The 26,608-nt window shown below is 60.3% G+C and carries 23 protein-coding genes; 11 read left to right on the top strand and 12 right to left on the bottom strand.

Annotated features, from left to right (window positions below; translation table 11 throughout):
* Positions 1–141: 141 nt before the first annotated feature.
* Positions 142–504 (top strand): protein YacL, encoded by a 363-nt coding sequence (gene yacL, locus C1Y41_RS12105; protein ID WP_094110740.1) that lies wholly within the window; start codon positions 142–144, stop codon positions 502–504.
* A 26-nt stretch (positions 505–530) separates the two neighbouring features.
* Here the strand turns inward: yacL and C1Y41_RS12100 are convergent, their stop codons facing one another.
* On the bottom strand, positions 531–878 hold the full coding sequence (locus tag C1Y41_RS12100) for a YacC family pilotin-like protein (protein WP_039382635.1): 348 nt from the start codon (positions 876–878) through the stop codon (positions 531–533).
* 166 nt (positions 879–1,044) lie between these two features.
* Between C1Y41_RS12100 and cueO the strand changes: the two genes are divergently transcribed.
* Positions 1,045–2,643, top strand: a complete 1,599-nt coding sequence (cueO, locus tag C1Y41_RS12095; protein ID WP_104085530.1) for a multicopper oxidase CueO — start codon at positions 1,045–1,047, stop codon at positions 2,641–2,643.
* 43 nt (positions 2,644–2,686) lie between these two features.
* Here cueO and C1Y41_RS12090 read toward each other — a convergent pair whose 3' ends face one another.
* On the bottom strand, positions 2,687–3,979 hold the full coding sequence (locus tag C1Y41_RS12090; RefSeq protein ID WP_071669064.1) for a cystathionine gamma-synthase family protein: 1,293 nt from the start codon (positions 3,977–3,979) through the stop codon (positions 2,687–2,689).
* Positions 3,980–4,146: 167 nt separating this feature from the next.
* Between C1Y41_RS12090 and hpt the strand changes: the two genes are divergently transcribed.
* The 3 genes from hpt (at position 4,147) to C1Y41_RS12075 (ending at position 6,612) form a co-directional block, all read left to right on the top strand.
* Positions 4,147–4,683, top strand: a complete 537-nt coding sequence (gene hpt, locus C1Y41_RS12085; protein ID WP_094110743.1) for a hypoxanthine phosphoribosyltransferase — start codon at positions 4,147–4,149, stop codon at positions 4,681–4,683.
* Between the two features lie 235 nt (positions 4,684–4,918).
* Positions 4,919–5,845, top strand: coding sequence for an ABC transporter ATP-binding protein (locus C1Y41_RS12080; protein ID WP_104085529.1), 927 nt, complete (start codon positions 4,919–4,921; stop codon positions 5,843–5,845).
* Entirely contained in the window at positions 5,842–6,612 is a 771-nt protein-coding gene (locus C1Y41_RS12075; protein WP_039382646.1) for an ABC transporter permease, read from the top strand. The genes C1Y41_RS12080 and C1Y41_RS12075 overlap by 4 nt, the downstream gene beginning before the upstream one ends.
* An 83-nt stretch (positions 6,613–6,695) precedes the next feature.
* Here C1Y41_RS12075 and panD read toward each other — a convergent pair whose 3' ends face one another.
* From panD to thpR, 9 genes are all read right to left on the bottom strand, one after another.
* A complete protein-coding gene (gene panD / locus C1Y41_RS12070; protein ID WP_039382649.1) occupies positions 6,696–7,076 on the bottom strand; it encodes an aspartate 1-decarboxylase in 381 nt (126 codons plus the stop codon).
* Between the two features lie 36 nt (positions 7,077–7,112).
* Positions 7,113–7,967, bottom strand: a complete 855-nt coding sequence (panC, locus tag C1Y41_RS12065) for a pantoate--beta-alanine ligase (protein WP_104085528.1) — start codon at positions 7,965–7,967, stop codon at positions 7,113–7,115.
* A gap of 15 nt (positions 7,968–7,982) precedes the next feature.
* Positions 7,983–8,777, bottom strand: coding sequence for a 3-methyl-2-oxobutanoate hydroxymethyltransferase (panB, locus tag C1Y41_RS12060; protein WP_104085527.1), 795 nt, complete (start codon positions 8,775–8,777; stop codon positions 7,983–7,985).
* Positions 8,778–8,858: 81 nt separating this feature from the next.
* Positions 8,859–9,344 carry a 2-amino-4-hydroxy-6-hydroxymethyldihydropteridine diphosphokinase gene (gene folK / locus C1Y41_RS12055; RefSeq protein ID WP_039382657.1) on the bottom strand — a complete coding sequence of 162 codons (486 nt, stop codon included), beginning with the start codon at positions 9,342–9,344 and terminating at the stop codon, positions 8,859–8,861.
* Positions 9,341–10,762 carry a polynucleotide adenylyltransferase PcnB gene (gene pcnB, locus C1Y41_RS12050; protein ID WP_211279566.1) on the bottom strand — a complete coding sequence of 474 codons (1,422 nt, stop codon included), beginning with the start codon at positions 10,760–10,762 and terminating at the stop codon, positions 9,341–9,343. The genes folK and pcnB overlap by 4 nt, the downstream gene beginning before the upstream one ends.
* Before the next feature lie 40 nt (positions 10,763–10,802).
* The gene (gene gluQRS / locus C1Y41_RS12045) at positions 10,803–11,726 is read right to left on the bottom strand and encodes a tRNA glutamyl-Q(34) synthetase GluQRS (protein ID WP_104085526.1); all 924 of its coding nucleotides are present in this window, start codon (positions 11,724–11,726) and stop codon (positions 10,803–10,805) included.
* 85 nt (positions 11,727–11,811) lie between these two features.
* Entirely contained in the window at positions 11,812–12,267 is a 456-nt protein-coding gene (gene dksA, locus C1Y41_RS12040; protein WP_039382663.1) for an RNA polymerase-binding protein DksA, read from the bottom strand.
* Positions 12,268–12,507: 240 nt separating this feature from the next.
* Positions 12,508–13,227, bottom strand: coding sequence for a DNA/RNA nuclease SfsA (gene sfsA, locus C1Y41_RS12035; RefSeq protein WP_039382667.1), 720 nt, complete (start codon positions 13,225–13,227; stop codon positions 12,508–12,510).
* A gap of 9 nt (positions 13,228–13,236) precedes the next feature.
* Positions 13,237–13,767 (bottom strand): RNA 2',3'-cyclic phosphodiesterase, encoded by a 531-nt coding sequence (thpR, locus tag C1Y41_RS12030; RefSeq protein ID WP_039382671.1) that lies wholly within the window; start codon positions 13,765–13,767, stop codon positions 13,237–13,239.
* Between the two features lie 36 nt (positions 13,768–13,803).
* On the opposite strand from thpR, the gene hrpB reads away from it, so the two are divergent.
* The 6 genes from hrpB to fhuB all read left to right on the top strand — a co-directional run bounded on the left by hrpB (position 13,804) and on the right by fhuB (position 25,036).
* The gene (gene hrpB / locus C1Y41_RS12025) at positions 13,804–16,281 is read left to right on the top strand and encodes an ATP-dependent helicase HrpB (RefSeq protein WP_104085525.1); all 2,478 of its coding nucleotides are present in this window, start codon (positions 13,804–13,806) and stop codon (positions 16,279–16,281) included.
* 97 nt (positions 16,282–16,378) lie between these two features.
* On the top strand, positions 16,379–18,928 hold the full coding sequence (gene mrcB, locus C1Y41_RS12020) for a bifunctional glycosyl transferase/transpeptidase (RefSeq protein ID WP_104085524.1): 2,550 nt from the start codon (positions 16,379–16,381) through the stop codon (positions 18,926–18,928).
* 210 nt (positions 18,929–19,138) lie between these two features.
* Complete coding sequence (gene fhuA / locus C1Y41_RS12015; protein ID WP_104085523.1) at positions 19,139–21,334, top strand: ferrichrome porin FhuA; 2,196 nt, start codon at positions 19,139–19,141, stop codon at positions 21,332–21,334.
* Between the two features lie 43 nt (positions 21,335–21,377).
* Entirely contained in the window at positions 21,378–22,172 is a 795-nt protein-coding gene (gene fhuC / locus C1Y41_RS12010) for a Fe3+-hydroxamate ABC transporter ATP-binding protein FhuC (RefSeq protein ID WP_104085522.1), read from the top strand.
* Between the two features lie 9 nt (positions 22,173–22,181).
* A complete protein-coding gene (gene fhuD, locus C1Y41_RS12005) occupies positions 22,182–23,060 on the top strand; it encodes a Fe(3+)-hydroxamate ABC transporter substrate-binding protein FhuD (RefSeq protein WP_104085521.1) in 879 nt (292 codons plus the stop codon).
* A complete protein-coding gene (gene fhuB, locus C1Y41_RS12000; protein WP_104085520.1) occupies positions 23,060–25,036 on the top strand; it encodes a Fe(3+)-hydroxamate ABC transporter permease FhuB in 1,977 nt (658 codons plus the stop codon). The genes fhuD and fhuB overlap by 1 nt, the downstream gene beginning before the upstream one ends.
* An 81-nt stretch (positions 25,037–25,117) precedes the next feature.
* On the opposite strand, the gene hemL is transcribed toward fhuB, so the two are convergent.
* A complete protein-coding gene (gene hemL, locus C1Y41_RS11995; protein ID WP_039382689.1) occupies positions 25,118–26,398 on the bottom strand; it encodes a glutamate-1-semialdehyde 2,1-aminomutase in 1,281 nt (426 codons plus the stop codon).
* Positions 26,399–26,608: the final 210 nt, after the last annotated feature.

Here is a 26,608-nt window from a genome sequence, read left to right as displayed (position 1 = left end):
AAATCATCCCCCTTTTTTTATGCCTTTTTTACCGGCGGCACTCCCGGCATAATGCGAGCGCGATCCCACTTTATTACGCGCGCTGCGCTCAGAATGCACATAAACGTGCAGTCCGGCGCGCTACTGGTATGAGGTAACCCAATGGAGTATGAATTTTTACGCGATATCACCGGCCAGGTCAGGGTGCGCATGTCGATGGATCACGAAGCGGTAGGCCACTGGTTTAACGAAGAGGTCCGCGACAACGCCGGGCTGCTGGATGAAGTGGAGGCGGCGGCGCGTGCGGTAAAAGGCACCCATCAGCAGTGGCAGCGTATCGGACATGAGTACACGCTGTGGCTGGACGAGGAAGAGGTGATGATCCGCGCTAACCAGCTGGCGCTGGAGGATGAGGGGCTGGAAGAGGGCATGGCCTACTACGATGAAGAGAGTCTCTCGTTCTGCGGCGTGGAGGACTTTCTGGCGGTCATCGCGGCTTACCGGCAGTTTATGGCGGGCAGATAACCGGCACCGCGCCACATGATCCATTCTTACTTAACGTAGGCCAGCAGGCTCAGTGAATCACGCGCCAGCGATTTGCACTTCTTATCGTTATTGATTGCAATGCCACTGAGATCTTTATAGCTCTCTTCGCCCAGCGCTTTCATGTTGTAGCTGCTGTAGTTGCTCAAATCCCAGCGGTTCTGCTGGGCAAAAAACACCAGCGCTTTGCGAATTTGTGCATCCGGCAGCGCCTGGTAGCCGCAGTCGTTTTTCAGATAGACAAAGACCGCCGTCAGGTCAGCCAGATCTTCCGCTTCAGACTCGCTCAGCGCAAAACTGCTGGTGGAGAAGCCAAAGAGTCCCGCCAGCAGCAGGATCTTAATGCTTTTTGTCATAATGGTTCTCAGCAAAGGACAATCCATTGACGTTAGCACAGTTACCGTCCGGATTCCGCTTCTTTTACCCCGGCGACGGGCAGGCTACTATTTTGCTGCCCGGCACTTGACCCTCCCGCAGGGGCAGGGTTTAGGCTGGGTGCCTCATTATCACAAGGATATGCGTATGCAACGTCGCACTTTTCTCAAACTGACCGCGGCGCTCAGCGCGGCAGGCGCACTGCCGCTATGGAGCCGCTCACTGATGGCGGCTACGCGGCCGCTGCTGCCGATCCCTGCGCTGCTTGAGCCAGATGCGCGCGGTCACTACAGCCTTACCGCCATGACGGGCAGCACGCAGTGGCAGGGTAAAGCGGTGCCGACCTGGGGCTATAACGGCAGCCTGCTCGGGCCGGTTCTGCGCCTGCAGCGCGAGAAGCGCGTCACGGTCAATATTCATAACCGGCTGCCGGAAGCGACCACCGTACACTGGCACGGCCTGGCGATTCCGGGTGACGTGGATGGAGGCCCGCAGGCGATTATCGCGCCCGGTGCCACGCGGCAGGTGAGCTTTACCCCCGATCAGCCGGCGGCGACCTGCTGGTTTCATCCGCATCTGCACGGCAAAACCGGTCATCAGGTGGCGCAGGGATTAGCCGGGCTGGTGCTGCTGGAGGATGAAGCGTCCGGCAAGCTGCGTCTGCCGATGCAGTGGGGAGCCGATGACGTACCGCTGATTTTCCAGGATAAACAGCTTAACAGCGCCGGCACGCATATCGATTATCAGCTGGATGTGATGCGCGCGGCGGTAGGCTGGTTTGGCGATATGATGCTGACCAACGGCGTGCAGTATCCGCAGCACGCCGTGCCGCGCGGCTGGCTGCGGCTGCGGCTGCTTAACGGCTGTAACGCCCGCTCGCTGGAGATCGCCACCAGCGATAAACGACCAGTCTATGTGGTGGGCAGCGATGGCGGACTGCTCGCTGAACCGGTACAGGTGAGGTCGCTGTCACTGCTGCCGGGCGAGCGCTTTGAGGTGCTGATCGATACCTCTGACGGGCAGCCTTTTGATATCGTCACGCTGCCGGTGACGCAGATGGGGATGACGCTGCCGCCGTTTGATCGGCCACTGCCGCTGGTGCAGATCCTGCCGCTGCGCATTATGGCGAGCGGGACGCTGCCGGACACCCTGGTGGATCTGCCGCCGCTGCCTGCCAGTGACGGCGTACAGAACCGCTGGCTGCAGCTGATGATGGATCCGCAGCTGGATAAGCAGGGGATGCAGGCGCTGATGGATCGTTATGGCCATCAGGCGATGGGGGGCGCGGCAGACCACGGCGCGGCAGAGACGCACAGCGGACACGATGCCATGCCGATGGAACAGAGCGAACATGGCGCGATGCCGATGGATCACGGTGCGCACGACGCTGCCGCATACGATTTTCACCACGGCAATAAGATCAACGGCGAAGCGTTTAACATGCAGAAGCCGATGTTTGCCGTGCCGCTGGGTAAAACCGAGAAGTGGACGATTTCAGGCGAGGGCGATGCGATGCTGCATCCGTTCCATATTCACGGTGCACAGTTCCGTATCCTGTCAGAAAACGGCAAGCCGCCCGCCGCGCATCGCGCCGGCTGGAAAGATATGGTTAACGTCAACGGCTGGCGCAGTGAAGTCGTGGTGCGGTTCGACTATGCTGCCAGCGCGGAGCATGCCTATATGGCACACTGCCATCTGCTGGAGCACGAAGATACCGGCATGATGCTCGGCTTCACGGTCGCGTAGCGGGGCCAGACGACCGCAAGGGCGGCATCTGAGCCGCTCGGCGTCAGCCGCCGTCTGCCGCCTCCAGCGCCTGGCTGATATCCGCAATCAGGTCGTCCGGATGCTCAATCCCGATCGACAGGCGCACCGTCGCGTCGCTGATGCCAATGCGCTGACGTACCGCCAGCGGCACGCCAGAGTGGGTGGTGCTGGCCGGATGGCTGGCGAGCGACTCGGTGCCGCCCAGGCTTACCGCCAGCTTAAACAGCGTCAGCGCGTTGAGAAAGCGGAAAGCCGCAGGTTCACCGCCCTGAATATCAAAGGAGAAGGTCGAGCCGGCGCCGCTGCACTGACGCCGGTACGTTTCTCCGGCCGCACTCTGTGCGTCAAGATAGGGCAGCCAGAACAGCGCCGCGACCTGAGGCCGGTCGCGCAGGAAGGCGGCGACCCGTTCCGCATTTGCGGCGGCTTTCTCCATGCGCAGCGCCAGCGTCTCCAGCGAACGGCCAATCATCCAGCTTGAGTGCGGGTCGAGCTGCGTGCCGATCGCGCTGCGCAGCGCGCGCACAGATTTCATCAGCGTCCGGCTGCCCAGCGCGGCGCCGGCGATAAGGTCGGAGTGGCCGCCCACATATTTGGTCAGCGAATAGAGCGAGATATCTGCGCCATGCTGCAGCGGATGCTGAAACAGCGGCCCCAGCAGCGTATTATCGCAGGCGATAACCGGACGCGAACCCTGCTGCTGTGCAATGACATCCGCCACCTGCGCAATAAGCCGGATATCCACCAGGCTGTTGGTGGGGTTGGCCGGCGTCTCGATCAGGATCAGGGCGACCCGGCCACGCTGCCACGCCAGCTTCGCCGCCTCATAAACCTTATCTTCATCCGTACCCTCGCTGAACCCTACGGCTTTAATTTCCAGATCGTGCAGCGTCTTGCTCAGCAGCGTTTCTGTGCCACCATACAGCGGCTGTGAATGCAGGATCACCTCGCCCGGCCGCGCAAACGCAAGCAGCGTAGTGGCAATGGCTGACATACCGGAAGAGAAGAGCACCGCGCTCTCAGCGCCCTCATAGATCGCCAGACGATCTTCAACGATTTCGCTGTTGGGATGGTTAAAGCGTGAATAGACCAGCCCGCCGCTCTGACCAGCAGGCGGCTGACGGCGACCCGATACATAATCAAAAAAATCTTTGCCCTCTTCGGCACTGTTGAAAACAAAGGTTGAGGTAAGAAACACCGGCGGTTTTACCGCGCCTTCTGACAGCCGAGGATCGTAACCGTAATTAAGCATCTGCGTTTCCGGATGCAGCGTGCGCCGATCGGAAGGTTCTTTATTGCTGGATGAGTTTGCCATAGCAGCTCCGGCTGAATCAGGATAAAGCGCGTAAACCCTGCTATAGAGTTAATGCCATCGCGGTAAATTTTGCTACGTAATCGTTTGCGTTCTGCGGGCGCGGTTAGCCATCAGGCGCATTGTGATAGACTGCGGAGCTTTCTGAAAACCTTAACCAGGCGAACGCAATGAAACACACCGTTGATGTGATGATCTCCCGGGAGGAGATTGCAACCCGTATTGCCGAGCTGGGCAAACAGATCAGTGAAGCCTACCGCGACAGCGGCAGCGAGATGGTGCTGGTTGGTCTGCTGCGCGGCTCCTTTATGTTTATGGCCGATCTGTGTCGGGCGATTGATGTTCCGCATGAGGTCGACTTTATGACCGCCTCCAGCTACGGCAGCGGCATGTCGTCGTCACGCGACGTCAAAATCCTGAAAGATCTCGATGAAGATATTCGCGGTAAAGATGTGCTGATCGTGGAAGATATCATCGACTCCGGCAACACGCTGAGCAAAGTGCGTGAGATCCTGCGCCTGCGTGAGCCAAAATCGCTGGCCATCTGCACGCTGCTGGATAAACCCGAGCGTCGTGAAGTTGAGGTGCCGGTCGAATATGTGGGCTTTACCATTCCCGATGAGTTTGTCGTGGGCTTTGGCATTGACTACGCGCAGCGCTATCGTCATCTGCCTTATATCGGCAAAGTCACCATGCAGGACGCATAACCGCACAATCTACCTGGGTCATTTTGGCCGTTCCGGGATAGAATCAGCCGCCCGTAAGTGACTGACTTGCGGGCCTGATGCACTTTTCTGCACGATACAGCGCGTCATGCGCTCCCCGCAGGCGCACCACGTCTGATTTCAACACAAATTCTGCTGAATTCGCCGCACGTCTGGCGCGGGCGCACTATCATTTTCATCAGGCTTTGATGTCACAACAACAGGATATGGACTCGCAATGACTTATGCACTGGAACTTTCCGGGCTGACCAAGACCTATCCCGGCGGCGTACAGGCGCTGAAAGGTCTCGATCTGAACGTAGAGGCGGGCGACTTTTACGCTCTGCTGGGACCAAACGGGGCCGGTAAATCGACCACCATTGGGATTATCAGCTCGCTGGTTAATAATTCTGGCGGCAGCGTTCGGGTATTTGGTTACGACCTGCAAAAAGATGTGGTCAATGCCAAGCGCCAGCTCGGGCTGGTGCCACAGGAGTTCAACTTTAACCCGTTTGAAACCGTGATGCAGATCGTCGTAAACCAGGCAGGCTATTACGGCGTGGAGCGGGCAGAGGCGAACAAACGTGCGGAGAAGTATCTTAACCAGCTCGATCTGTGGGGCAAACGCAATGAGCGCGCCCGCATGCTTTCAGGCGGTATGAAGCGCCGCCTGATGATTGCGCGTGCGCTGATGCATGAGCCCAAGCTGCTGATTCTGGATGAGCCGACGGCCGGCGTGGATATTGAGCTGCGCCGCTCAATGTGGGTGTTTCTGAAAGAGCTGAATGCGAAAGGCACCACGATTATCCTCACCACGCACTATCTGGAAGAGGCAGAGATGCTGTGTCGCAATATCGGCATCATTCAGAGCGGCGAACTGGTAGAGAATACCTCCATGAAAGGCCTGCTCTCTAAACTGAAATCGGAAACCTTTATTCTCGATCTCGCCCCGCGCAGCGCGCTGCCGCAGCTGGAGGGCTTTCAGTATCGCCTGGTGGATACCTCGACGCTGGAAGTAGAAGTGATGCGTGAGCAGGGGCTTAACAGCGTATTCAGTCAGCTGAGCGCGCAGGGCGTACAGGTGCTGAGCATGCGTAACAAAGCAAACCGGCTGGAAGAGCTGTTTGTGGGACTGACACAGGGTAAAGCAGGAGGCAGAGCATGACGCATCTTTATTGGGTCGCGTTAAAGAGTATCTGGAGCAAAGAGATTAACCGGTTTGCCCGCATCTGGATCCAGACGCTGGTCCCGCCGGTGATCACCATGACGCTCTACTTTATTATTTTCGGTAACCTGATTGGTTCACGCATTGGCGACATGCACGGCTTCAGCTATATGCAGTTTATCGTGCCGGGCCTGATTATGATGTCGGTGATCACCAACGCCTATGCTAACGTCGCCTCCTCTTTTTTCAGCGCAAAATTCCAGCGCAATATTGAAGAGCTGCTGGTGGCACCGGTGCCGACCCACATCATCATTGCCGGCTATGTCGGCGGCGGCGTGGCGCGTGGCGTCTGCGTGGGGATCCTGGTGACGGCGGTCTCGCTCTTCTTTGTGCCGTTCCACGTTTTCTCCTGGCCAATGGTTGCCATCACTCTGCTGCTGACCGCGGTACTCTTCTCGCTGGCGGGTCTGCTCAACGCGGTGTTCGCCCGCACGTTTGATGATATCAGCCTGATCCCGACCTTTGTGCTGACGCCGCTGACTTATCTGGGCGGCGTCTTCTATTCGCTGGCGCTGCTGCCGCCGTTCTGGCAGGCAGTCTCGAAGCTGAATCCGGTGGTGTATATGATCAGCGGCTTCCGGTACGGCTTCCTCGGCATTAACGATGTGCCGCTGGTGTTTACGCTGTCGGTGCTGTTAGCGTTTATCGTGGTGTTTTATGTGCTGGTGTATACGCTGATCCAGCGCGGTCGCGGCTTACGCACCTGAATGTTATTGAGCGGGATAATAAACAGGGGCGCCGGAAGGGCGCCCCTGATGTTTCCGGCAGCTCAGCGTAATATGGCTGAACGCTACGCAACCTGAACCGGCAGCGCCCGGGCAAGACGTTTCATCTCATTATCGCCCTCAAAATAGGCCACCTTTGGCTGCCAGCTGCGCGCCACTTCATCCTCTACCTGCACGTAAGAGCAGATAATCATGATGTCTCCGGCACAGGCGCAGCGCGCGGCAGCACCGTTTACGGAGATAATTTTTGATCCCCGCTCGGCGGCGATGGCGTAGGTGGAAAAACGCTGGCCGTTGGTCACATTGTAAATATCGATCGCTTCATATTGCAGAATGCCGGCGGCATCCAGGAAATCCTGATCGATCGCGCAGGAGCCTTCATAGTGCAGATCGGCCTGCGTGACTTTGACGCGGTGCAGTTTGCCCTGCAGAACAGTACGAATCATCGCGGTATACCCTTAAGCTGCTGTTTAAACGACGGCTTACGCCATCAGATCCACTTGCTGATTATCAATCAGACGCGCGTTGCCCAGCCAGGCGGCCATCAGGATCACCGCGCGCTGGCTCTCCACCGTCAGCGGCTGCAGCGTGCTGGCATCGCAGATCGCCAGCCCGTCAGGACGAAACCCCTTTTCCTGCAGCGCGGCATTCGCCTGTTCAATAATCTCATCAATGTGGCGTTCGCCGTTGCTGAGGCGCTCCGCCATACTCTGCATAACCTGGCTCAGACCCGGTGCCAGCCTGCGTTCATCGGCAGTAAGATAGCCATTGCGCGAACTCAGCGCCAGCCCATCTTTCGCCCGCACGGTGGGCACGCCAACGATGTCGATATCAAAGCCCATATCCGCAACCAGTTTGCGTATGATCGCCAGCTGCTGAAAGTCCTTTTCGCCAAAACAGGCGACGTCAGGCTGCACCAGGTTGAACAGTTTGCTGACAACCGTGGCAACACCGCGGAAGTGGCCCGGCCGGCTGGCACCCTCCAGCAGCGCAGAGAGCACCGGCACCTCAACAAACGTCTGGTTCTCTGTACCCTGCGGATAGATCGCCTGCGGTGCCGGTGCAAATACCAGATCCACACCGTGACGGTTAAGCTTTTCGCAATCGTCCTGCAGCGTGCGCGGATAGCGTGCAAGGTCATCCGCGCGGTCAAACTGCATCGGATTAACAAACACCGAGACCACAACCACATCAGCCCGCTGGCGCGCTTCATCAACCAGCGTCAGGTGGCCATCATGCAGATTGCCCATTGTGGGCACCAGGGCGATACGTTTGCCCGCCTGGCGCCAGCGACGGATCTCGCGGCGCAGCATCGGCAGCGTTTCAATGATCAACACGATAAATCTCCGGATTCAGAAGAAGCTGTGTTCGGCGGCAGGATAGGTGCCAGCCTCAACGTCGGCAATATACTGGCGAATTGCCGCGCGAATGTCGCCGGTTTCGGCGAGGAAATTTTTGGCAAATTTTGGAATGTGGCCACCGGTGATGCCAAAGGCGTCATGCATCACCAGAATCTGGCCATCGGTGACGTTACCTGCGCCGATGCCGATCACCGGAATGGTCAGCGCCTGGGTGATGCGCGCCGCCAGCGCGACCGGCACGCACTCCAGTACCATCAGCTGTGCGCCAGCGGCTTCCAGCGCCAGGGCATCGGCCAGCAGGCGTTCAGCGTCCGCCTCATCACGGCCCTGCACTTTGTAGCCGCCAAAAATATTTACCGACTGCGGCGTCAGGCCCAGATGGCCACAGACCGGTACGGCGCGCTCGGTCAGCATGCGTACACTCTCCGCCAGCCACGCACCCCCTTCCAGTTTGACCATGTTGGCACCGGCGCGCATCAGCTGCGCGGCAGAGGCGAAAGTCTGCTCCGGAGTGGCATAGCTCATAAAGGGCAGGTCAGCCATGATCAGTGCCTGCGGCGCGCCACGGCGCACGGCGGCGGTATGATAGGCGATATCAGCCACCGTGACCGGCAGCGTGGAGTCATGCCCCTGCACCGTCATCCCCAGTGAATCGCCAATCAGCATCACCTGAATGCCTTCGTCGGCAAACAGGCAGGCAAAGCTGAAATCATAAGCGGTAAGAGTGGCAAAGCGGCGCCCGCTGGCTTTCAGCTGGCGCAGATGAGAGATAGTGGTTGGTTTCATCGCAATCTCCGGCGTTTCTGATGCGCGCAGTGTACTGGATTGCTTGCAGGGGGGATATGACCGGCAGGAAATTATCGCGTGTCAGACGGACCAGAGGGTGATTTCGCTGCAGTCCAGCGTGGCGAGCACGCCGCTCAGCGGACGGCCATCGGGCAGGCGCAGACCCGGCGCAATCTCCAGCAGCGGCAGCAGCATAAATGCCCGGTTGTGCATATCATAGTGCGGTACGGTTAAACGCGGCGTATGGATCACCTGATTGCCAAACAGCATGATATCGATATCGAGCGTACGCGGCCCCCAGCGCTCAGCTTTGCGCACGCGGCCATGTTCCAGCTCAATATGCTGGGTGTGATCCAGCAGCGTCTCGGGCAGCAGCGCTGTATCAAGCGCCACTACCGCGTTCAGGTAGTCGGGCTGATCCGCCGGACCATAGGGCGGCGTGCGATAGAACGATGAAGTCGCCACGCGGGAGGTCTCCGGCAGCGTATCGAGCGCCGCAAGCGCTGCATCAATCTGATGCAGCGGATCGGCAAGATTACTGCCCAGGGCGAGATAGACGCGATTCATGATGCGTTGCTGCTGCTGCCCTGTTCGCGACGCGGACCGGTGGAGCGGCGGCGCGGACGGCGCGGTTTACGGCGCGGCTGCGGATCGTCCCCCAGCGTGTTCAGCATGGTTTTCTGCTGGACCGGAACGGCGGCCTGGAATTCACCCCACCACTGGCTGAGACGCTGCAGTTCCGGATTCTTTTCTACTTCAGCACGCAGCGCCAGCAGGTCGTAAGCGGCGCGGAATTTCGGATGCTCCATCAGCTTCCATGCGCGTTTGCCGTGGCGACGCGACATACGCAGCTGCAGCTGCCAGATATCGCGGACCAGGGTGGTAATGCGTTTCGGGATCGCCAGCGCGCGGCAGGCCTCGTCCAGCGTATCATTCATGGAGAGTGCAAACGCGTCATAGTAGGTCAGGCCGCTCTCCTGAGCGATACGCTCAGCGGATTCCAGCTGCGGATACCAGAACATTGCGGCAAACAGAAACGCCGGATTGACACGCAAATCGTTGTGCAGCCGGGTATCGGTGTTTTTCAGCACCTGCGCCAGCATGCGTTCCATCATGCTGTCGCCTTGCTCGGTAAAGTGGCGCGCCAGGGTCGGGAACAGCGGCTGGAAGAGCTGATATTCACACAGCATCTGCCAGGTGCGGTAGCCATAGCCAGCCTGCAGCAGCTTCAGCGCCTCTTCAAACAGGCGGGCGGGCGGAACGTCATTCAGCAGCGTCGCCAGGCGCGGGATCGGCTCGGCGGTTTCCGGCGCAATCTGCATATTGAGTTTGGCGGCAAAGCGCACCACGCGCAGCATGCGTACCGGATCTTCACGGTAGCGCGTCTCCGGATCGCCAATCAGGCGTACCACGCCCTCCTGCAGATCCTGCAGGCCACCCACATAGTCGCGGACCGTGAAGTCTGCCACGCTGTAGTAGAGGCTGTTGATGGTGAGATCGCGGCGCTGCGCATCATCTTCGATGCTGCCAAAAATATTGTCGCGCAGCAGCATGCCGTTCTGGCCGCGCTGCGAGCTGTTGCGATCGTCTTCGCTCTCTTCCTGATGGTGGCCGCGGAAAGTCGCCACCTCGATCACTTCCGGCCCAAACATCACGTGCGCCAGACGGAAACGGCGGCCAACCAGACGGCAGTTGCGGAACAGTTTGCGCATCTGCTCAGGCGTGGCATTGGTCGTCACGTCGAAATCTTTCGGCTTTTTGCCCAGTAGCAGGTCGCGTACGCCGCCGCCGACCAGGTAAGCTTCAAAGCCTGCTTTATTCAGGCGATAGAGCACCTTAAGGGCGTTTTCGCTGATATCTTTGCGTGAGATGTTATGGTTTTCCCGGGGAATGATGGTCATCTGGTTTTCAGCTTCCACCTCTTCAGGCACCTCCTCGTCACGCTTGAGGACTCTCCGGCAAAAATTAGCGACTCGGGTAAAAATGGGACACCTCGACAGTGACAAAAAATGGGTGGTAATAAAATCAGCGGCTAATCATAGCCTGTTGCGAACCATTTAGGAATGGCGTTGTCATTTCATCCGGCTTTAGCGCGTCATGTAACGGGATCTGCGCCGGCGCCCAGCGCGTAATGGCCTGGCTCAGCAGCAACGCCAGCGGGCTATCCTGCCAGCCTTCTTCTGCCGGCTGTCCGAGAAAGCGCAGCGCCTGCACCAGCAGCGGACGCGGATCGCCAGCGGGCAGGGCAGGGGCGTGATTCTGCTTGGAGAGTTTATTGCCGTCAGCGGCGATCGCCAGCGGCAGATGCAGGTATGCCGGCGGCGTCCAGCCAAACTGCTGATAGAGCGCAATCTGACGCACCGTCGGGGCGATTAGATCCGCGCCGCGCACAATTTCGGTAACGCCCTGGTCATGATCGTCGACCACCACCGCCAGGTTATAGGCGAACAGCCCGTCCCGGCGATGGATAATAAAATCCTCTTCCGCCAGCTGAGGATCCGCCAGCAGCTCCCCGCGCAGCCGATCGGTAAAATGCCGGACCGGCGCGTGCTGGCGCAGGCGCAGCGCCGCGTTATCCGGCGGGAGCTGGCGATCGCGACAGTAACCATCGTAATACCCACCCAGCTGCTGAATACGCCGGCGACTGCAGGTGCAGAAATAGCTCTGACGATGAGTGCGCAACCAGGCCAGCGCCGCCCGATACGCATCATGCCGCTGTGACTGCCACATCACTTCACCATCCCACTCCAGCCCGTAATGCTCCAGCTGCTGCAGAATGCGCGTGGCAGCACCCGGTACTTCACGTGGCGGATCGATATCTTCAATACGCACCAGCCAGCGGCCCTGCTGCGCACGCGCGCTGAGATAACTGCCGAGTGCAGCAATCAGGGAACCAAAATGAAGATCGCCGGAGGGCGAAGGGGCGAAGCGACCAATACAGGAGGACATAGCAGAGGGTGTCACTGGAAGATACACCGCACGGCGGGGAAAGATTGATTTTCCCTGCTGTGCGGTGAGAACAGGCGGATGGACATCAGCCAGCCATCTGCTTCTCGCGGATCTCAGCCAGCGTTTTGCAGTCAATGCAAAGATCGGCAGTCGGACGCGCTTCCAGACGGCGGATACCGATTTCAACACCGCAGGATTCACAGTAGCCGAAGTCGTCATCTTCCACTTTTTTCAGCGTCTTCTCGATCTTCTTAATCAGCTTACGCTCGCGATCGCGGTTACGCAGTTCCAGGCTGAACTCCTCTTCCTGCGCTGCTCGGTCAACCGGATCGGGGAAGTTAGCAGCTTCGTCCTGCATGTGTGACACAGTACGGTCTACTTCATCCCTGAGTTGGTTGCGCCAGGCTTCCAGAATCTTACGGAAGTGGCCTAACTGGGCGTCGTTCATATACTCTTCGCCCGGTTTCTCCTGATACGGCTCCACACCTGCGATGGCGAGGATACTCAGGGACGATGTTTTACGGTTTTGCCCTTCTTGCATGTTGTTTCTCCTGGATAACACGCACTACCCGTTGCGATTCAGACTGCCCGGCAGGATTGCTGCACGGCTGGCCTGTCTGCTCTGGGTTTATCGATTCCCATCAGGGAAAAAAACAGGCCGCTATAAATAGCAGAAGCAATCAAGGTTGGCAATTATTCCTGAACACACCTTGACAAGCCTGTGAGTAAAAGCGTATTTAGCGCGCCTCCGGCTCCATCCTGACACAGTTTATCGCCACTATTATGACAGCTCAGCGCAGGCTGCCACCGGCAGCGGTCGGGAGAGCTGCATCTGCTCAGGAGAAAGCGTGGCCTGATACGCAAACACTTCTACGCCACGGCGCTGTGCCTGTACCAGTAGTTCTGCGTAGTGCGCGTCGATATGGCGCGCCGGGGAAACGTCCTCAATCCCCGTGTGCAGAACAGCAAACAACAAAACGGCCCGATGACCTTCTGCCGCGATTGCACTGAGTTCGCGCAGATGCTTCTGTCCGCGGACCGTCACCGCATCCGGAAAGTAGCCTTTACCATTCTGTAAAAGGGTGACGGATTTGACTTCAATATAGCAGTTTGATCTGCCCTCTGCCTGCAGAAGGAAATCAATTCGGCTTTTTTCCGTGCCATATTTCACTTCGCTGCGGCAGTGGGTGTAACCGGATAATTCCGGAATATGCTGCTGCTGCAGCGCCTCCTGCACCAGCTGGTTAGCGCGCAGCGTATTAACGCAGATCCAGTGGCCCGACTGCGTCTCTGTCAGCTCCCAGCTGTGCGGATATTTGCGCGTCGTGCTGGCTGACGTGGAGTACCACACCGTGTCGCCGGGCGTGGCGCAGCCGGTCATGGCGCCGGTGTTGGCGCAGTGGATGGTCAGCAGGTCGCCCTCAGGCGTCACGATGTCAGCCAGAAAGCGCTTGTAGCGCGCCACCAGACGAGCCGGCTTAAGCGGCAGAGTAAACTGCATGGTGGATCCTCAGGCTGAAGTGAGCGGCCAGCGCGCCACGGTTTTGTAGCGCGTACGGCCGCGGGAAAAGAGCGATGAACAGAGCGCAAACCGGGTCGCTTCCATCTGCCAGTGAAACCCGCGCGGCGGCAGCACAATGCGCTGTGTGGCGTGGCGCAGCAGGGTAACGTGCGGATGAAAAGGCTGTGCGCTCTGCGCGCAGCCGTGTCGTGCCGCCTGAGCGCGCAGCAGCGACGCCAGCTGCAGCAGTCCGCGCGGCGCGCGGCGGCAGCCGAGCCATACTACGCCGGGGCGTGGCCAGTGTCCGGCATCATCCAGGTCAAGCGTAAAAGCGGGCTGGGTAATACGCGCGGCGAGCTGTTGCAGGCTCTCCTGCGTCTCGCGGTTCACCTCACCCAGAAACGCCAGCGTCAGATGCAGGTTGGCCGCTGCAACCGGCGTACCGGCCTCAGCGGCAAAATTATCCGCCCGCCACTGCACCAGCTGCTGCTGAAGCGGAGCAGGCAGTTCAAGAGCAAAAAACAGGCGTTGCGTGGTCATAAGCGTGCTCCGGTAATCTGCGCCGGGTGGTGTACAATGCGCGCCATATTAGCACAGGCAGAGCAGGAGAAGAGCGTGAGTGAATTACCGGTCAGCGAGGTATTGCCTGCGCTGCTGACGGCGCTGGAGCGTTCGCCCCAGGTGCTGCTGGCGGCCCCTACCGGCGCAGGAAAATCGACCTGGCTGCCGCTGCAGCTGCTGCAGCAGGCGTCGCTGCCGGGGCGTATTATTATGCTGGAACCGCGTCGTCTGGCGGCGCGCAATGTGGCCCAGCGGCTGGCGGAGCAGCTTGGCGAGCAGCCGGGCGACACCGTGGGTTACCGGCTGCGCGGTGAGAGCTGCGTCGGTGCGCATACCCGACTCGAAGTGGTCACCGAGGGGATCCTGACGCGCATGCTGCAGCGCGATCCCATGCTGGAGGACGTAGCGCTGGTGATCCTCGATGAGTTTCATGAGCGCAGCCTGCAGGCCGATCTGGCGCTGGCGCTGCTACTGGATGTGCAGCAGGGGCTGCGCGATGACCTGAAGCTGCTGCTGATGTCCGCCACGCTGGATAATCAGCGTCTGCAGGCGCTGCTGCCCGCTGCGCCTGCCATTGTATCGGCCGGACGCAGTTATCCGGTGGCGCGCCGCTATGCCAGCCTCAATCCGCAGACGCGTTTTGAGGAGGCGGTGGCGCGCGAGGTCGCCCAGCTGCTGCGCGAGGAGCACGGCTCGCTGCTGCTGTTTCTGCCGGGCGTGGCGGAGATTGAGCGTGTCAGGCGGGAGCTGAGCGCACGGGTGGGGGACGATATCGATCTGGCTCCGCTCTACGGTGCGCTGCCGCTGGAGGCGCAGCGGCGCGCCATTCTGCCGGCCGCCGCCGGCCGCCGGAAGGTCGTGCTCGCTACGAACATTGCGGAGACCAGCCTGACCATCGAGGGGATCCGTCTGGTGGTCGATAGCGCGCTGGAGCGGGTCGCGCAGTTTGATGCCCGCAGCGGCGTCACCCGGCTGCAAACGCAGCGTATCAGTCAGGCATCCATGACGCAGCGCGCCGGGCGCGCCGGCCGGCTTGAGCCGGGTATCTGCCTACATCTGCTGGCACAGGAGCAGGCGCTGCGCGCGCCGGCGCAGAGTGATGCAGAGATCTTAAGCAGCGATCTCGCCGGTCTGCGGCTGGAGCTGCTGCAGTGGGGCTGTAGCACGGCAGCGCAGCTGCAGTGGCTTGACCTGCCGCCGGCCCGCAACCTGCAGGCGGCGGACGCGCTGCTGCACCAGCTGGGCGCGCTGGACAGCGCCGGACGGCTTAACGCCACCGGCCGGAAAATGGCGCGGCTCGGCAGCGATCCGCGTCTTGCGGCCATACTCTGCGCGGCGGGGGAGGAGAGCGATGCCATTGCCAGCGCGGCGCTGCTGGTGGCCACTCTCGAAGATCCGCCGCGCGGCGGCAGCGTCGATTTGCGTGACGCGCTGAACCATCCCCAGCCGCAGTGGCAGCGGCGGGCGCGGCAGTGGCAGCAGCGTCTGCACGCCAGCGGTGGACGGGTGGATGTTGATCGCATTCCGCTGCTGCTGGCGGCGGGTTTTGCCGACCGCATTGCGCAGCGGCGCGGCGAGAGCGCACGCTACCAGCTGGCAAACGGTCTCGGCGCCATGCTGGATGAGGATCACGGCCTTAGTCGCTATCCCGCCCTGATTGCGCCCGCGCTGCTGCAGGGGGCGGGCGCGGCGGACGCACGCATGCTGCTGGCGCTGCCGGTGGACCTGACGGCGCTGCGGGCAGCGCTGCCGCAGCTCATTACCCGCCGGGTTGACGTGGAATGGGATGAGGAGAGAGGCACGCTGCGCGCCTGGAAACGCGAACTGCTGGGCGAGCTGGTGCTCAGCGCGCAGCCGCAGGCGCGGCCAGACGCTGAGATTCTGCATCCTGCCATGCTGCGCTGGATACGCGAAAAGGGATTGTCGGTGCTGGGCTGGACGCCGGAAGCGGAGCAGCTGCGCCTGCGCCTGCAGTGCGCGACGCAGTGGTTGCCGGAAGAGGGGTGGCCGCCGCTGGACGATACGGCATTGCTTGATACACTGGAAAGCTGGTTACTGCCTGAGATGACGGGCGTGCGCGATCTGAAAGGGCTGCAGGGCATTAACCTCAGCCGGGCATTATTACATTTGCTGACATGGTCGCAACGTCAGCGGCTGGATAGTGCGCTGCCAACTCACTACACTGTGCCGACCGGAAGCCGCCTGCCCATCCGCTATCACGCAGAGAATCCGCCCGCGCTGGCCGTTCGCCTGCAGGAGATGTTTGGCGAGGCGCAGAATCCGGCTATCGCTGAGGGCCGCGTGCCGCTGGTGCTGGAGCTGCTGTCACCGGCGCATCGTCCGCTGCAGATCACCCGCGATCTGGCGGCGTTCTGGCGCGGCGCGTACCCCGAGGTGCAGAAAGAGATGAAAGGTCGCTACCCCAAACATCCATGGCCGGACGATCCGGCCAGCGCCCTGCCAACAAGGCGCACCAAAAAGTTTTCCCCGTAACCCTGTGGATCGAATTCAGAGGGTTCTGCCATGCGCCGCGGGAGAAAGCAGTTAGAGTAACGGCCGCAGCTACCGCTATGCCTGGAGAGAAGAGAGTATGTCTGGGAACGATCGCGAACCTATTGGGCGCAAAGGAAAAGCGCCAAAGCCGCCGCGCACTACCGCGCGGCGCGGGCACCGCAAAGAGCCTGATGGCCACATCGGGCAAACTGATATTGATGAAGATTATGAGGAGAGCGCTCCGGTGCCACCGAAAAGTAAAGGAAGGGGTAAAGGCCCGCAGCGCGGCAAGCGCCGCTGGTTAGGCTGGCTCATTAAGCTCTTCCTCGTTGTTGTTGTTGTGATGGCGGCCTGGGGCGTCTATCTCGACTCTGAGATCCGCAGCCGTATTGATGGTAAAGTCTGGCAGCTGCCTGCCGCCGTCTACGGGCGCATGGTCAGCCTTGAGCCTGGCATGGCCTATGATAAGAAAGAGATGATTGCGCTGCTGGAAGGTACGCAGTATCGCGAAGTGTCGCGCATTACGCGTCCGGGCGAGTTCAGCGTCAAGGGCAATACCATCGATCTGCTGCGCCGGCCGTTTGATTTTCCTGACAGCAAAGAGGGACAGATCAACGCGCGTCTGACCTTCAGCAACGATGAGCTCTCCGGTATTAAAAATCTCGATACCGGGCGCGACTTCGGTTTCTTCCGTCTCGATCCGCGCCTGATCACCATGCTGCAGTCGCCTAACGGCGAACAGCGTCTGTTTGTGCCGCGTGCCGGCTTCCCGGATCTGCTGGTCGATACGCTGATCGCGACCGAAGATCGTCACTTCTATGAGCATGACGGGATCAGCCCTTACTCGATCGGCCGTGCATTTCTGGCCAACATCACCGCCGGAAAAGCGGTACAGGGCGGCAGTACGCTGACGCAGCAGCTGGTTAAAAACCTGTTCCTGACCAATGAGCGCTCACTATGGCGTAAAGCGCGTGAAGCCTATATGGCGGTGATCATGGATGCGCGTTACAGCAAAGATCGCATCCTTGAGCTCTACCTCAATGAGGTCTATCTCGGTCAGGCCGGTAACGATCAGATCCGCGGCTTCCCGCTGGCCAGCCTCTACTATTTCGGGCGTCCGGTTGATGAGCTCAGCCTCGATCAGCAGGCGATGCTGGTCGGAATGGTAAAAGGCGCCTCGCTCTACAACCCGTGGCGGAATCCAAAGCTGGCGCTGGAGCGACGTAATCTAGTGCTGCGTCTGCTGCAGCAGCAGCAGGTGATTGACCAGGAGCTGTATGACATGCTCTCGGCGCGTCCGCTGGGCGTACAGCCTAAAGGCGGCGTGATCACCCCGCAGCCCGCCTTTATGCAGATGGTGCGTAATGAGCTGCAGGCGAAGCTGGGCGACAAGGTAAAAGATCTCTCGGGCGTGAAAATTTTCACCACGCTCGATCCGGTTTCACAGGACGCGGCTGAAAAGGCGGTAGAAGAGGGGATCCCCACGCTGAAGAAACAGCGCGGGCTGAAAGATCTGGAAACCGCCATGGTGGTGGTAGACCGCTTCAGCGGTGAAGTGCGTGCTATGGTGGGCGGTTCCGATCCGCAGTTTGCCGGCTATAACCGCGCGCTGCAGGCGCGCCGCTCTATCGGCTCGCTGGCGAAACCGGCTACCTATCTGACCGCGCTGAGCCAGCCCAACAGCTACCGGCTGAACAGCTGGATCGCGGATGAACCGATTGCGCTGAAGCAGCCCAATGGCAGCGTCTGGAAGCCAATGAACGACGATCGTCGCTTCAGCGGCAAGGTGATGCTGGTGGATGCGCTGACTAACTCCATGAACGTGCCAACGGTTAATCTGGGCATGACGCTGGGGCTGGATGCGGTAGTGGATACCTGGAATAAACTGGGCGTGTCGAAAGATCAGCTACATCCGGTGCCGGCGATGCTGCTGGGCGCGCTGAACCTGACGCCGGTGGAAGTGGCGCAGGCGTTCCAGTCGATCGCCAGCGGCGGCAACCGTGCTGACCTGTCGGCGGTACGTTCGGTCATCGCTGAAGATGGCTCGGTTCTGTTCCAGAGCTTTCCGCAGGCGCAGCGCGTGGAGCCTGCTCAGGCGGCCTATCTGACGCTCTATACCATGCAGCAGGTGGCGGAACGCGGTACCGCCCATGCTCTGGGCGCACGCTATCCGAAAGCGCACCTGGCGGGCAAAACCGGGACCACCAACGATCTGATCGATAGCTGGTTTGCCGGTGTTGACGGTAAAGAAGTGGCGATTACCTGGGTCGGACGTGATAACAACCAGACGTCGAAACTCTATGGCTCCAGCGGTGCGATGCAGATTTACCGTCGCTATCTCGATAATCAGGCGCCGATGCCGCTGGTCCTGACGCCGCCGGAGGATATCACGCAGATGAACGTTGATTCTGCGGGTAATTTCGTCTGCGGATCTGGCAGCAGTACCTGGCGTTCACTGCCGGTCTGGACGCTGGATCCGGCCGCACTCTGCCAGCAGCAGATGGAGCAGCAGCAGGTGTTCCAGCAGCAACAGCAGCAGCAGCCTGAGCAGCAACAGCAACAGCAACAGCAGCAACAGTCGCAGAATGAGCAAAAGGATTCTGACGGCGTGGCGGGCTGGATCAAAGATATGTTCGGCAGTAAATAAGTCATCCCTTCATACAGGGCGCTCCGGCGCCCTTTTTTTTGCCTCCGGTTTTTTATCCGCGATAAATCGATGCTGCAATCGGGCAGTAATTGCGGCAATCGCGCAGATTACATCTTGCAGATCGCGCGCAGCTTCGCCTAGAATCTTTGCGTCTGATAATCATTATCGTTTTCATTCGCCCGCATTGTTCATCTGTTGAGAGACTCCTTCATGAGTGCGCGAACTACTTTTTTCCGGCCGGAGCTGACGCCTCGTCGCCCGCTGGCTTTATTTATTGCGTTAACACTGGGTACGCTGAGCGCGCAGGCGCTGGCAGAAGAGACTGTTGTTGTCACCGCTGCCGATACCGGCACGGTGGCACAGGAGAGCGCCTGGGGCCCGGCCCCGACCATTGCGGCGAAGCAGAGCGCCACCGGCACCAAAACCGATACGCCGATTGAAAAAAACCCGCAGTCGGTTTCGGTGGTGACGCAGGAAGAGATGGCGATGCATGCCGTCACCAGCGTTAAAGGGGCATTCAACTATACCCCTGGCGTACTGACCGGTAACCGCGGCAGTTCGGACGTGATTGATGCACTCTCGATTCGCGGCTTCAGCGAAACCAACACCAATCAGTATCTGGATGGCCTGAAACTGCAGGGCGACAACTACTCAGAATTCGCCCTCGATCCCTGGTTCCTGGAGCGTGCGGAGCTGCTGCGCGGCCCGGTATCGGTGCTCTATGGAAAAAGTAATCCGGGCGGAGTAGTGGCGCTGGTCAGCAAGCGCCCCACGCAGGAGACGCTGCGTGAAGTGCAGTTCCAGATGGGCAATGACAATCTGTTCTCAACCGGCTTCGATTTCGGCGGCGCGCTCGATGACGCAGGCGTCTACAGCTATCGTCTGACCGGCCTCGCGCGCAGCGCTGATGCGCAGCAGGCGATGAACAAAGAGAAGCGCTACACCATTGCGCCTTCATTCAGCTGGCGTCCGGACGAAAATACGCGTTTTGACCTGCTGACTTACTTCCAGAATGAACCGGAAACCGGCTATTACGGCTGGCTGCCGCGCGAAGGCACGGTGGTGGGCATCACCCGCCCGGACGGCAGCAGTTACAAACTGCCGACCCATTTTGATGAAGGCGAAGAGAGCAACAAGATTTCGCGCAACACCAAAATGGTCGGGTACAGCGTTGAGCATAGCTTCAGCGATACCTGGACGGTGCGGCAGAACCTGCGCTATGCCGAACTGCGTACGGATTACCGCAGCATTTATGGCTTCGGTTATAACCCTGATAATCAACGTATTACCCGTAATGCGGCATTCTCGAAAGAGAAACTCAACCAGTTCGCGGTTGATACGCAGGCCCAGGCTAACTTTGCTACCGGTGATTTAGCTCATACCTTGCTGCTGGGCGTTGATTTCCAGCGCACCCGTAACGACATTGATGGTCAGTTTGGTGTCGCCAGTGGTCTTAGCCCATTCAATCCGCAATATGGTGATGACAGCTATACCCCTTATACCAATCCTTATCAGCATTTAAATCAGCAGCGCCAGACTGGCCTGTATGCGCAGGATCAAATGGAATGGAACCGCTGGGTGTTAACACTCGGTGGCCGCTACGATTACGCGATGAACTCCGTTACCGATCGGGTGGAAAATTCCGTAGACCGTCAGAATGATCAGGCATTTACCTGGCGCGGCGGGGTTAACTACGTATTCGATAATGGTATTGCACCTTACTTCAGCTATAGCGAAGCGTTCATCCCGAATGCTGGTGCGACAGGGAACGGTCAGGCGTTCGATCCTTCACGCGCTAAGCAGTATGAGGCAGGCGTAAAATATGTGCCGAAAGATCGTCCGATTGTTATGACGGCCGCTGTGTATCAGCTCACCAAAACCAAAAACCTGACGGCCGATCCTGATAATCCGCAGTTTAGCGTGCAGAGCGGCGAAATCCGTTCACGCGGCGTGGAGCTGGAAGCGAAAGCCGCGGTGAACGCCAGCATCAACCTGACGGCGGCTTACTCTTATACCGATGCGGAATACACCGAAGATAACTTGCTGAAAGGCCGCACGCCGGTGCAGGTGCCGAAGCACATGGCATCGCTGTGGGGCGACTACACCTTCCATGACACGGCGCTATCGGGCGTAACTATCGGTGCCGGTGTGCGTTACGTCGGTGAAAGCAAAGGATTGTATGCCAGCGGTAGCAACGCGAACCAGAACTTCGATGTCGCCGCTTACACCACGGTAGACGCCGCGCTGAAGTACGACCTGGGTCGCTTCGGCCTGCCGGGTTCGACTGTGGGCGTCAACGTCAACAATCTGTTCAATCGTGACTACGTCGCCAGCTGCTACCGCGACTACGCCTGCTACTGGGGCGCTGAGCGCCGTATCGTGGGTACCGCTACCTTCCGTTTCTGAGACTGATATCCGGGCGCGCTGCGCCCGTTAGCCAGGGAGTACCATGCTGCATTCGCACTACGCCGAAACCACTTTTGCGCTGGATAGTGCCAGCTTTCACGTGCCGGGGCGCACGCTGCTGCATCCGCTGTCGCTTACGTTTACACCGGGAAAAGTGACCGCACTGATTGGCCATAACGGCTCGGGAAAATCGACCCTGCTGAAAATGCTGGGGCGCCATCATGCTGCGACGGCAGGAGAAGTGCTGCTGAACGGCGAACCGGTGGCGCACTGGAACAGCAAAGCGTTTGCACGTCAGGTGGCCTATCTGCCTCAGCAGCTGCCTGCGGCAGAAGGCATGACGGTGCGCGAACTGACGGCGATGGGGCGCTATCCGTGGCACGGTGCGCTGGGACGTTACGGCGCGGAAGATCGCAACCGGGTTGAGGAGGCGATTGCGCTGGTGGGGCTGAAACCCTTTGCCGGCCGTCTGGTGGATAGCCTCTCCGGCGGCGAGCGTCAGCGCGCCTGGCTGGCGATGCTGGTGGCGCAAAATAGCCGCTGCCTGCTGCTGGATGAGCCGACGTCGGCGCTGGATATTGCGCATCAGGTTGAGGTGCTGGCGCTGATCCAGCGGCTGAGCCGCGAGCGCGGACTCACCGTGATTGTCGTGCTGCACGATATCAACATGGCGGCGCGCTACTGCGACAGGCTGGTGGCGCTGCGTCAGGGCGAGGTTATCGCCGAAGGGGAACCGGCGGCGATCATGCAGGCTGACGTGCTGGGCACGATCTACGGTATTCCGATGGGCATACTGCCGCACCCGCAGGGCGGCGCGCCCGTCAGTTTTGTTCGCTGAGGAGCAGGGATGATCTCACTGACCCGTCGTCGTCTGCTGACGGCGCTGGCGCTCTCGCCGCTTATGCAGTGCGCGCCGCTGCGTGCTGCCGTGCCGGACAATTCACGCATTCTGGCGCTGGAGTGGCTCTCAGCTGAACTGCTGATGGCGCTGGGCGTGGCACCGCTCGGCGTGGCGGATGTACACAACTACAATATCTGGGTTGGCGAGCCGCCGCTGCCCGCCAGTACCGTCGATCTTGGCCTGCGTGGTGAACCTAATCTGGAGCTGATGACGCAGCTGGATCCCTCACTGATCCTGTATTACAGCGGCTTTGGTCCGTCAGCAGAAACGCTGCAGCATATCGCCCCGACGCTGGGTTTTTCGCTTCACAGCGGCGACGGCAAGCCGTTCAGCGCCGCGCAACACTCGCTGCGGCAGCTGGGCGCGCGCATTGGACGCGAGGCGCAGGCGGAGCAGCATCTGCAGGAGACCGGACAGCAGCTGGCGGCGGCACGGGTGCGCCTGCAGGGATGGGCCGGACGACCAATTCTGCTGATGTCGCTGCTCGACAGCCGGCACGCCATTGTTTTCGGGCAGAACAGCCTGTTTCTGGATGTCATGCAGCGGCTCGGTCTTACCAGTGCCTGGCAGGGTGAAACCAGCTACTGGGGCAGCGCGGTCATCGGCCTGGAGCGGCTGGCTGAAGTGGGTAACGTTGAGGTGCTCTGCTTTGACCACGATAATCAGCGCGATATGCAGCAGGTGACCCGCACCGCGCTGTGGCAGGCATTGCCGTTTGTGCGTGCTGGCCGCTTCCGGCGCGTGCCGGCCGTATGGTATTACGGTGCCACGCTGGCAGCCCTGCGATTTGTACGCGTGCTGGAAAGCGCGCTGGAGCCCCGTTAATGCGTATCTCTCTTTTTCCCGCCGCGCTGCTGAGCGCAATATTTGCTATCGCTCTGCTGCTGACCTTTGTCAACCTGCAGCACGCACTGCCGCTGGCGCAGTGGCCGCAGGCGTTTTTCACGCCCGATATCGATGCGATTCGCCAGATGGTCTTTCACTACAGTCTGCTGCCGCGTCTGGCACTGGCGCTGCTGCTCGGCGCCGGACTGGGACTGGCGGGCCTGCTGTTTCAGCAGGTGCTGCGTAATCCGCTGGCAGAGCCTGCCACGCTGGGTATCTCCTCCGGCGCTCAGCTGGGCATTACCGTTGCCACGCTGTGGCAGCTGCCGGGTGGTGAGCTTACGCAGCAGTTTGCGGCGACAGGTGGTGCGCTGCTGGTCGGCGTGCTGGTGTTTGGCGTGGCGTGGGGCAGACGGCTTTCACCGGTGACGCTGATCCTCGCCGGACTGGTTCTGAGCCTGTATGCCGGCGCGGTCAATCAGGTCTTTGCCATCTTTAATCACGATCAGCTGCAGAATATGTTTCTCTGGAGCACCGGGGCGCTTAATCAGCTCGACGGGCACAACGTGGCGCTGCTCTGGCCCCGGCTGCTGCTGGCGTTTGTGCTGACGCTGGCGCTGCTGCGTCCGCTGACGCTGATGGGACTGGATGATGGCGTGGCAAAAAATCTTGGCCTGTCGCTTTCCATCGCACGCGTTGCCGCGCTGGCGCTGGCAATTCTGCTCAGCGCGCAGCTGGTGAACATTGCCGGCATTATCGGTTTTATTGGGCTATTTGCGCCGCTGCTGGCAAAAATGCTGGGTGCGCGGCGGCTGCTCAGCCGCATTCTGCTGGCTCCGCTGATTGGTGCACTGCTGCTGTGGCTGGCCGATCAGTCGGTGCAGTTGCTCACGGTGTACTGGCGTGAGATTTCGACCGGCACGGCAACGGCGCTGACCGGGGTGCTGCTGCTGCTGTGGCTGCTGCCGCGGCTGCGTGCCGGCTCTCAGCCGCCGGAGATGAACGCCGGGGATCGGGTGCCGGCCGAGCGTCAGCGTGTGCTGCGCTGGGTGCTGACGGGGCTGGCGGTGCTGCTGCTGCTGACCGTTGCGGGTATCAGTTTTGGCCGTAACGCTACGGGCTGGGCATGGGTAAGCGGTGACATGCTGCAGCAGCTGCTGCCGTGGCGCGCACCGCGCGTGCTGGCGGCTCTGGCGGTGGGAATGATGCTGGGCGTGGCGGGTACGCTGATCCAGCGTCTGACCGGCAACCCGATGGCCAGCCCGGAAGTGCTGGGTATCAGTTCCGGGGCGGCGTGCGGCGTGGTGCTGATGCTGTTTTTTGTGCCGGGCAATGCGCTGGCGTGGCTGCTGCCGGCAGGGATAGCCGGAGGAGCGTTAACGCTCGGCGTCATTATGCTGGTTGCCAGCCGGGGGGGCTTTTCACCGCAGCGTATGCTGCTGGCAGGAATGGCGCTGAACAGCGCGTTTGCCACGCTGCTGATGCTACTGCTGGCGAGCGGCGATCCGCGCATGGAGGGGCTGCTGAGCTGGATCTCCGGCTCCACCTATAGCATCTCGCTGCCGCAGGCGCTGCAGAGTGCGGTCATCGCGCTGATACTGGTCGCCCTGGCACCGCTGGCAAGCCGCTGGCTGACGCTGCTGCCGCTTGGCAGTGCCACCGCCCGCTCCGCGGGGATGTCACTGACTGCCTCACGATTGCTGCTGCTGCTGCTGGCCGCCGCGCTGACCGCCGCCGCGACGCTGACGGTCGGACCGCTGAGCTTTATCGGGCTGATGGCACCGCATATTGTGCGTATGCTCGGCTTCCGGCGCGCGCTGCCGCAGATGATGATGGCTGGCGTAACCGGCGCCGGGCTGATGCTGGTGGCTGACTGGTGCGGCCGGATGCTGGCGTTTCCGGATCAGATCCCGGCAGGGCTGATGGCAACCTTCTTTGGCGCCCCCTATTTCATCTGGCTGCTGCGCCGCGCGTAACAGAAAAAAGGTGCGCCGTGGCGCACCTTTTTGTTATGGCCTGCCAGGGCAGGGCGGGTCGCTCCTCGGAGCAGTCCGGCGTTACAGCTGGGCAAAGCAGCGACGCGCTGCGGCAACGGTACGCTCAATATCTTCCGGCGTGTGCGCCAGCGACATAAAGCCCGCCTCGTAGGCGGAGGGGGCCAGGTAGATCCCCTCGCTCAGCATCAGATGGAAGAAGCGCTTAAAACGCTCTGTGTCACAGCGGGTGACATCTGCATAGCAGGTCACGCTTTCAGCATCGGTGAAGAACAGACCAAACATGCCGCCCACGTGGTTTACCACCAGCGGGATATTTTCCGCCTGCGCGGCAGCCAGCAGGCCCTCAGCCAGCTGCGTGGTTAGCGCGGTCAGCGTGGCGTGCGTGCCTGGCTGAGCAATCTGCGTCAGGCAGGCAAAACCGGCTGCCATCGCAATCGGGTTACCCGACAGCGTGCCCGCCTGGTAGACCGGACCTGTAGGTGCCAGCGCTTCCATCACGTCGCGACGGCCACCAAATGCGCCGACCGGCATGCCGCCGCCGATGATTTTACCGAGGCAGGTAAGGTCAGGCATCACGTTGTAGTAGGTCTGCGCGCCGCCCAGCGCCACGCGGAAACCGGTCATCACCTCATCGATAATCAGCAGGGCACCAAACTCGTCGCACAGCGCGCGCAGGCCTGGCAGGAAGTCAGGCTGCGGCGGGATACAGTTCATGTTGCCGGCAACCGGTTCCACGATGATACAGGCGATATCGTCCGGATACTCTTCAAACGCCGTGCGGACAGAGGCGAGATCGTTATAGGTGCAGGTCAGCGTATGGCGGGCAAAGTCAGCCGGCACGCCAGGGGAGTTCGGCTGACCCAGCGTCAGTGCACCGGAACCCGCTTTGACCAGCAGGCAGTCGGCATGACCATGGTAGCAGCCCTCAAACTTGATAATTTTATCGCGATGGGTAAAGCCGCGCGCCAGGCGGATGGCGCTCATGGTCGCTTCCGTACCGGAGTTCACCATACGCACCATATCCATACCCGGCATCAGCTCGCACACCAGCTCCGCCATTTTCACTTCCATCTCAGTCGGCGCACCAAAGCTCAGGCCGCGCGCGGCAGCCTCAATGACCGCGTTGCGGATGGTCGCGTTATTGTGGCCCAGTACCATCGGGCCCCAGGAGCCGACATAGTCGATATAGGCTTTACCATCTGCGTCATACAAAAAGGCGCCATCGGCGCGTTCAATAAACAGCGGTACGCCGCCGACACCGGTAAACGCGCGCACCGGGGAGTTCACGCCGCCCGGGATCAGACGTTGTGCTTCGGTGTATAGATTTTCTGACTTACTCATGGTTTGGCTCCGGCTGTCTGGAAAAATTCATCCCGTCATTCTACGGGAAGATGCCGCGACGGTGAACCGCCGCGCGGCGCGCAGCAGGGGCCTCGCGCACGCAGGGTTCAAACTGTAGTTCATTTCAGGGGCACACAGTGTCAAGGGTGCTACTTGATTGCACCGGGCGGCTGGCAGATAATAGCGTGATTAAGGTTGTTTTCTGACCTG

Source organism: Pantoea sp. ICBG 1758, from assembly GCF_002928325.1.
Taxonomy (GTDB): domain Bacteria; phylum Pseudomonadota; class Gammaproteobacteria; order Enterobacterales; family Enterobacteriaceae; genus Pantoea; species Pantoea eucrina.
This window is presented reverse-complemented; position numbering and strand designations above follow the sequence as displayed.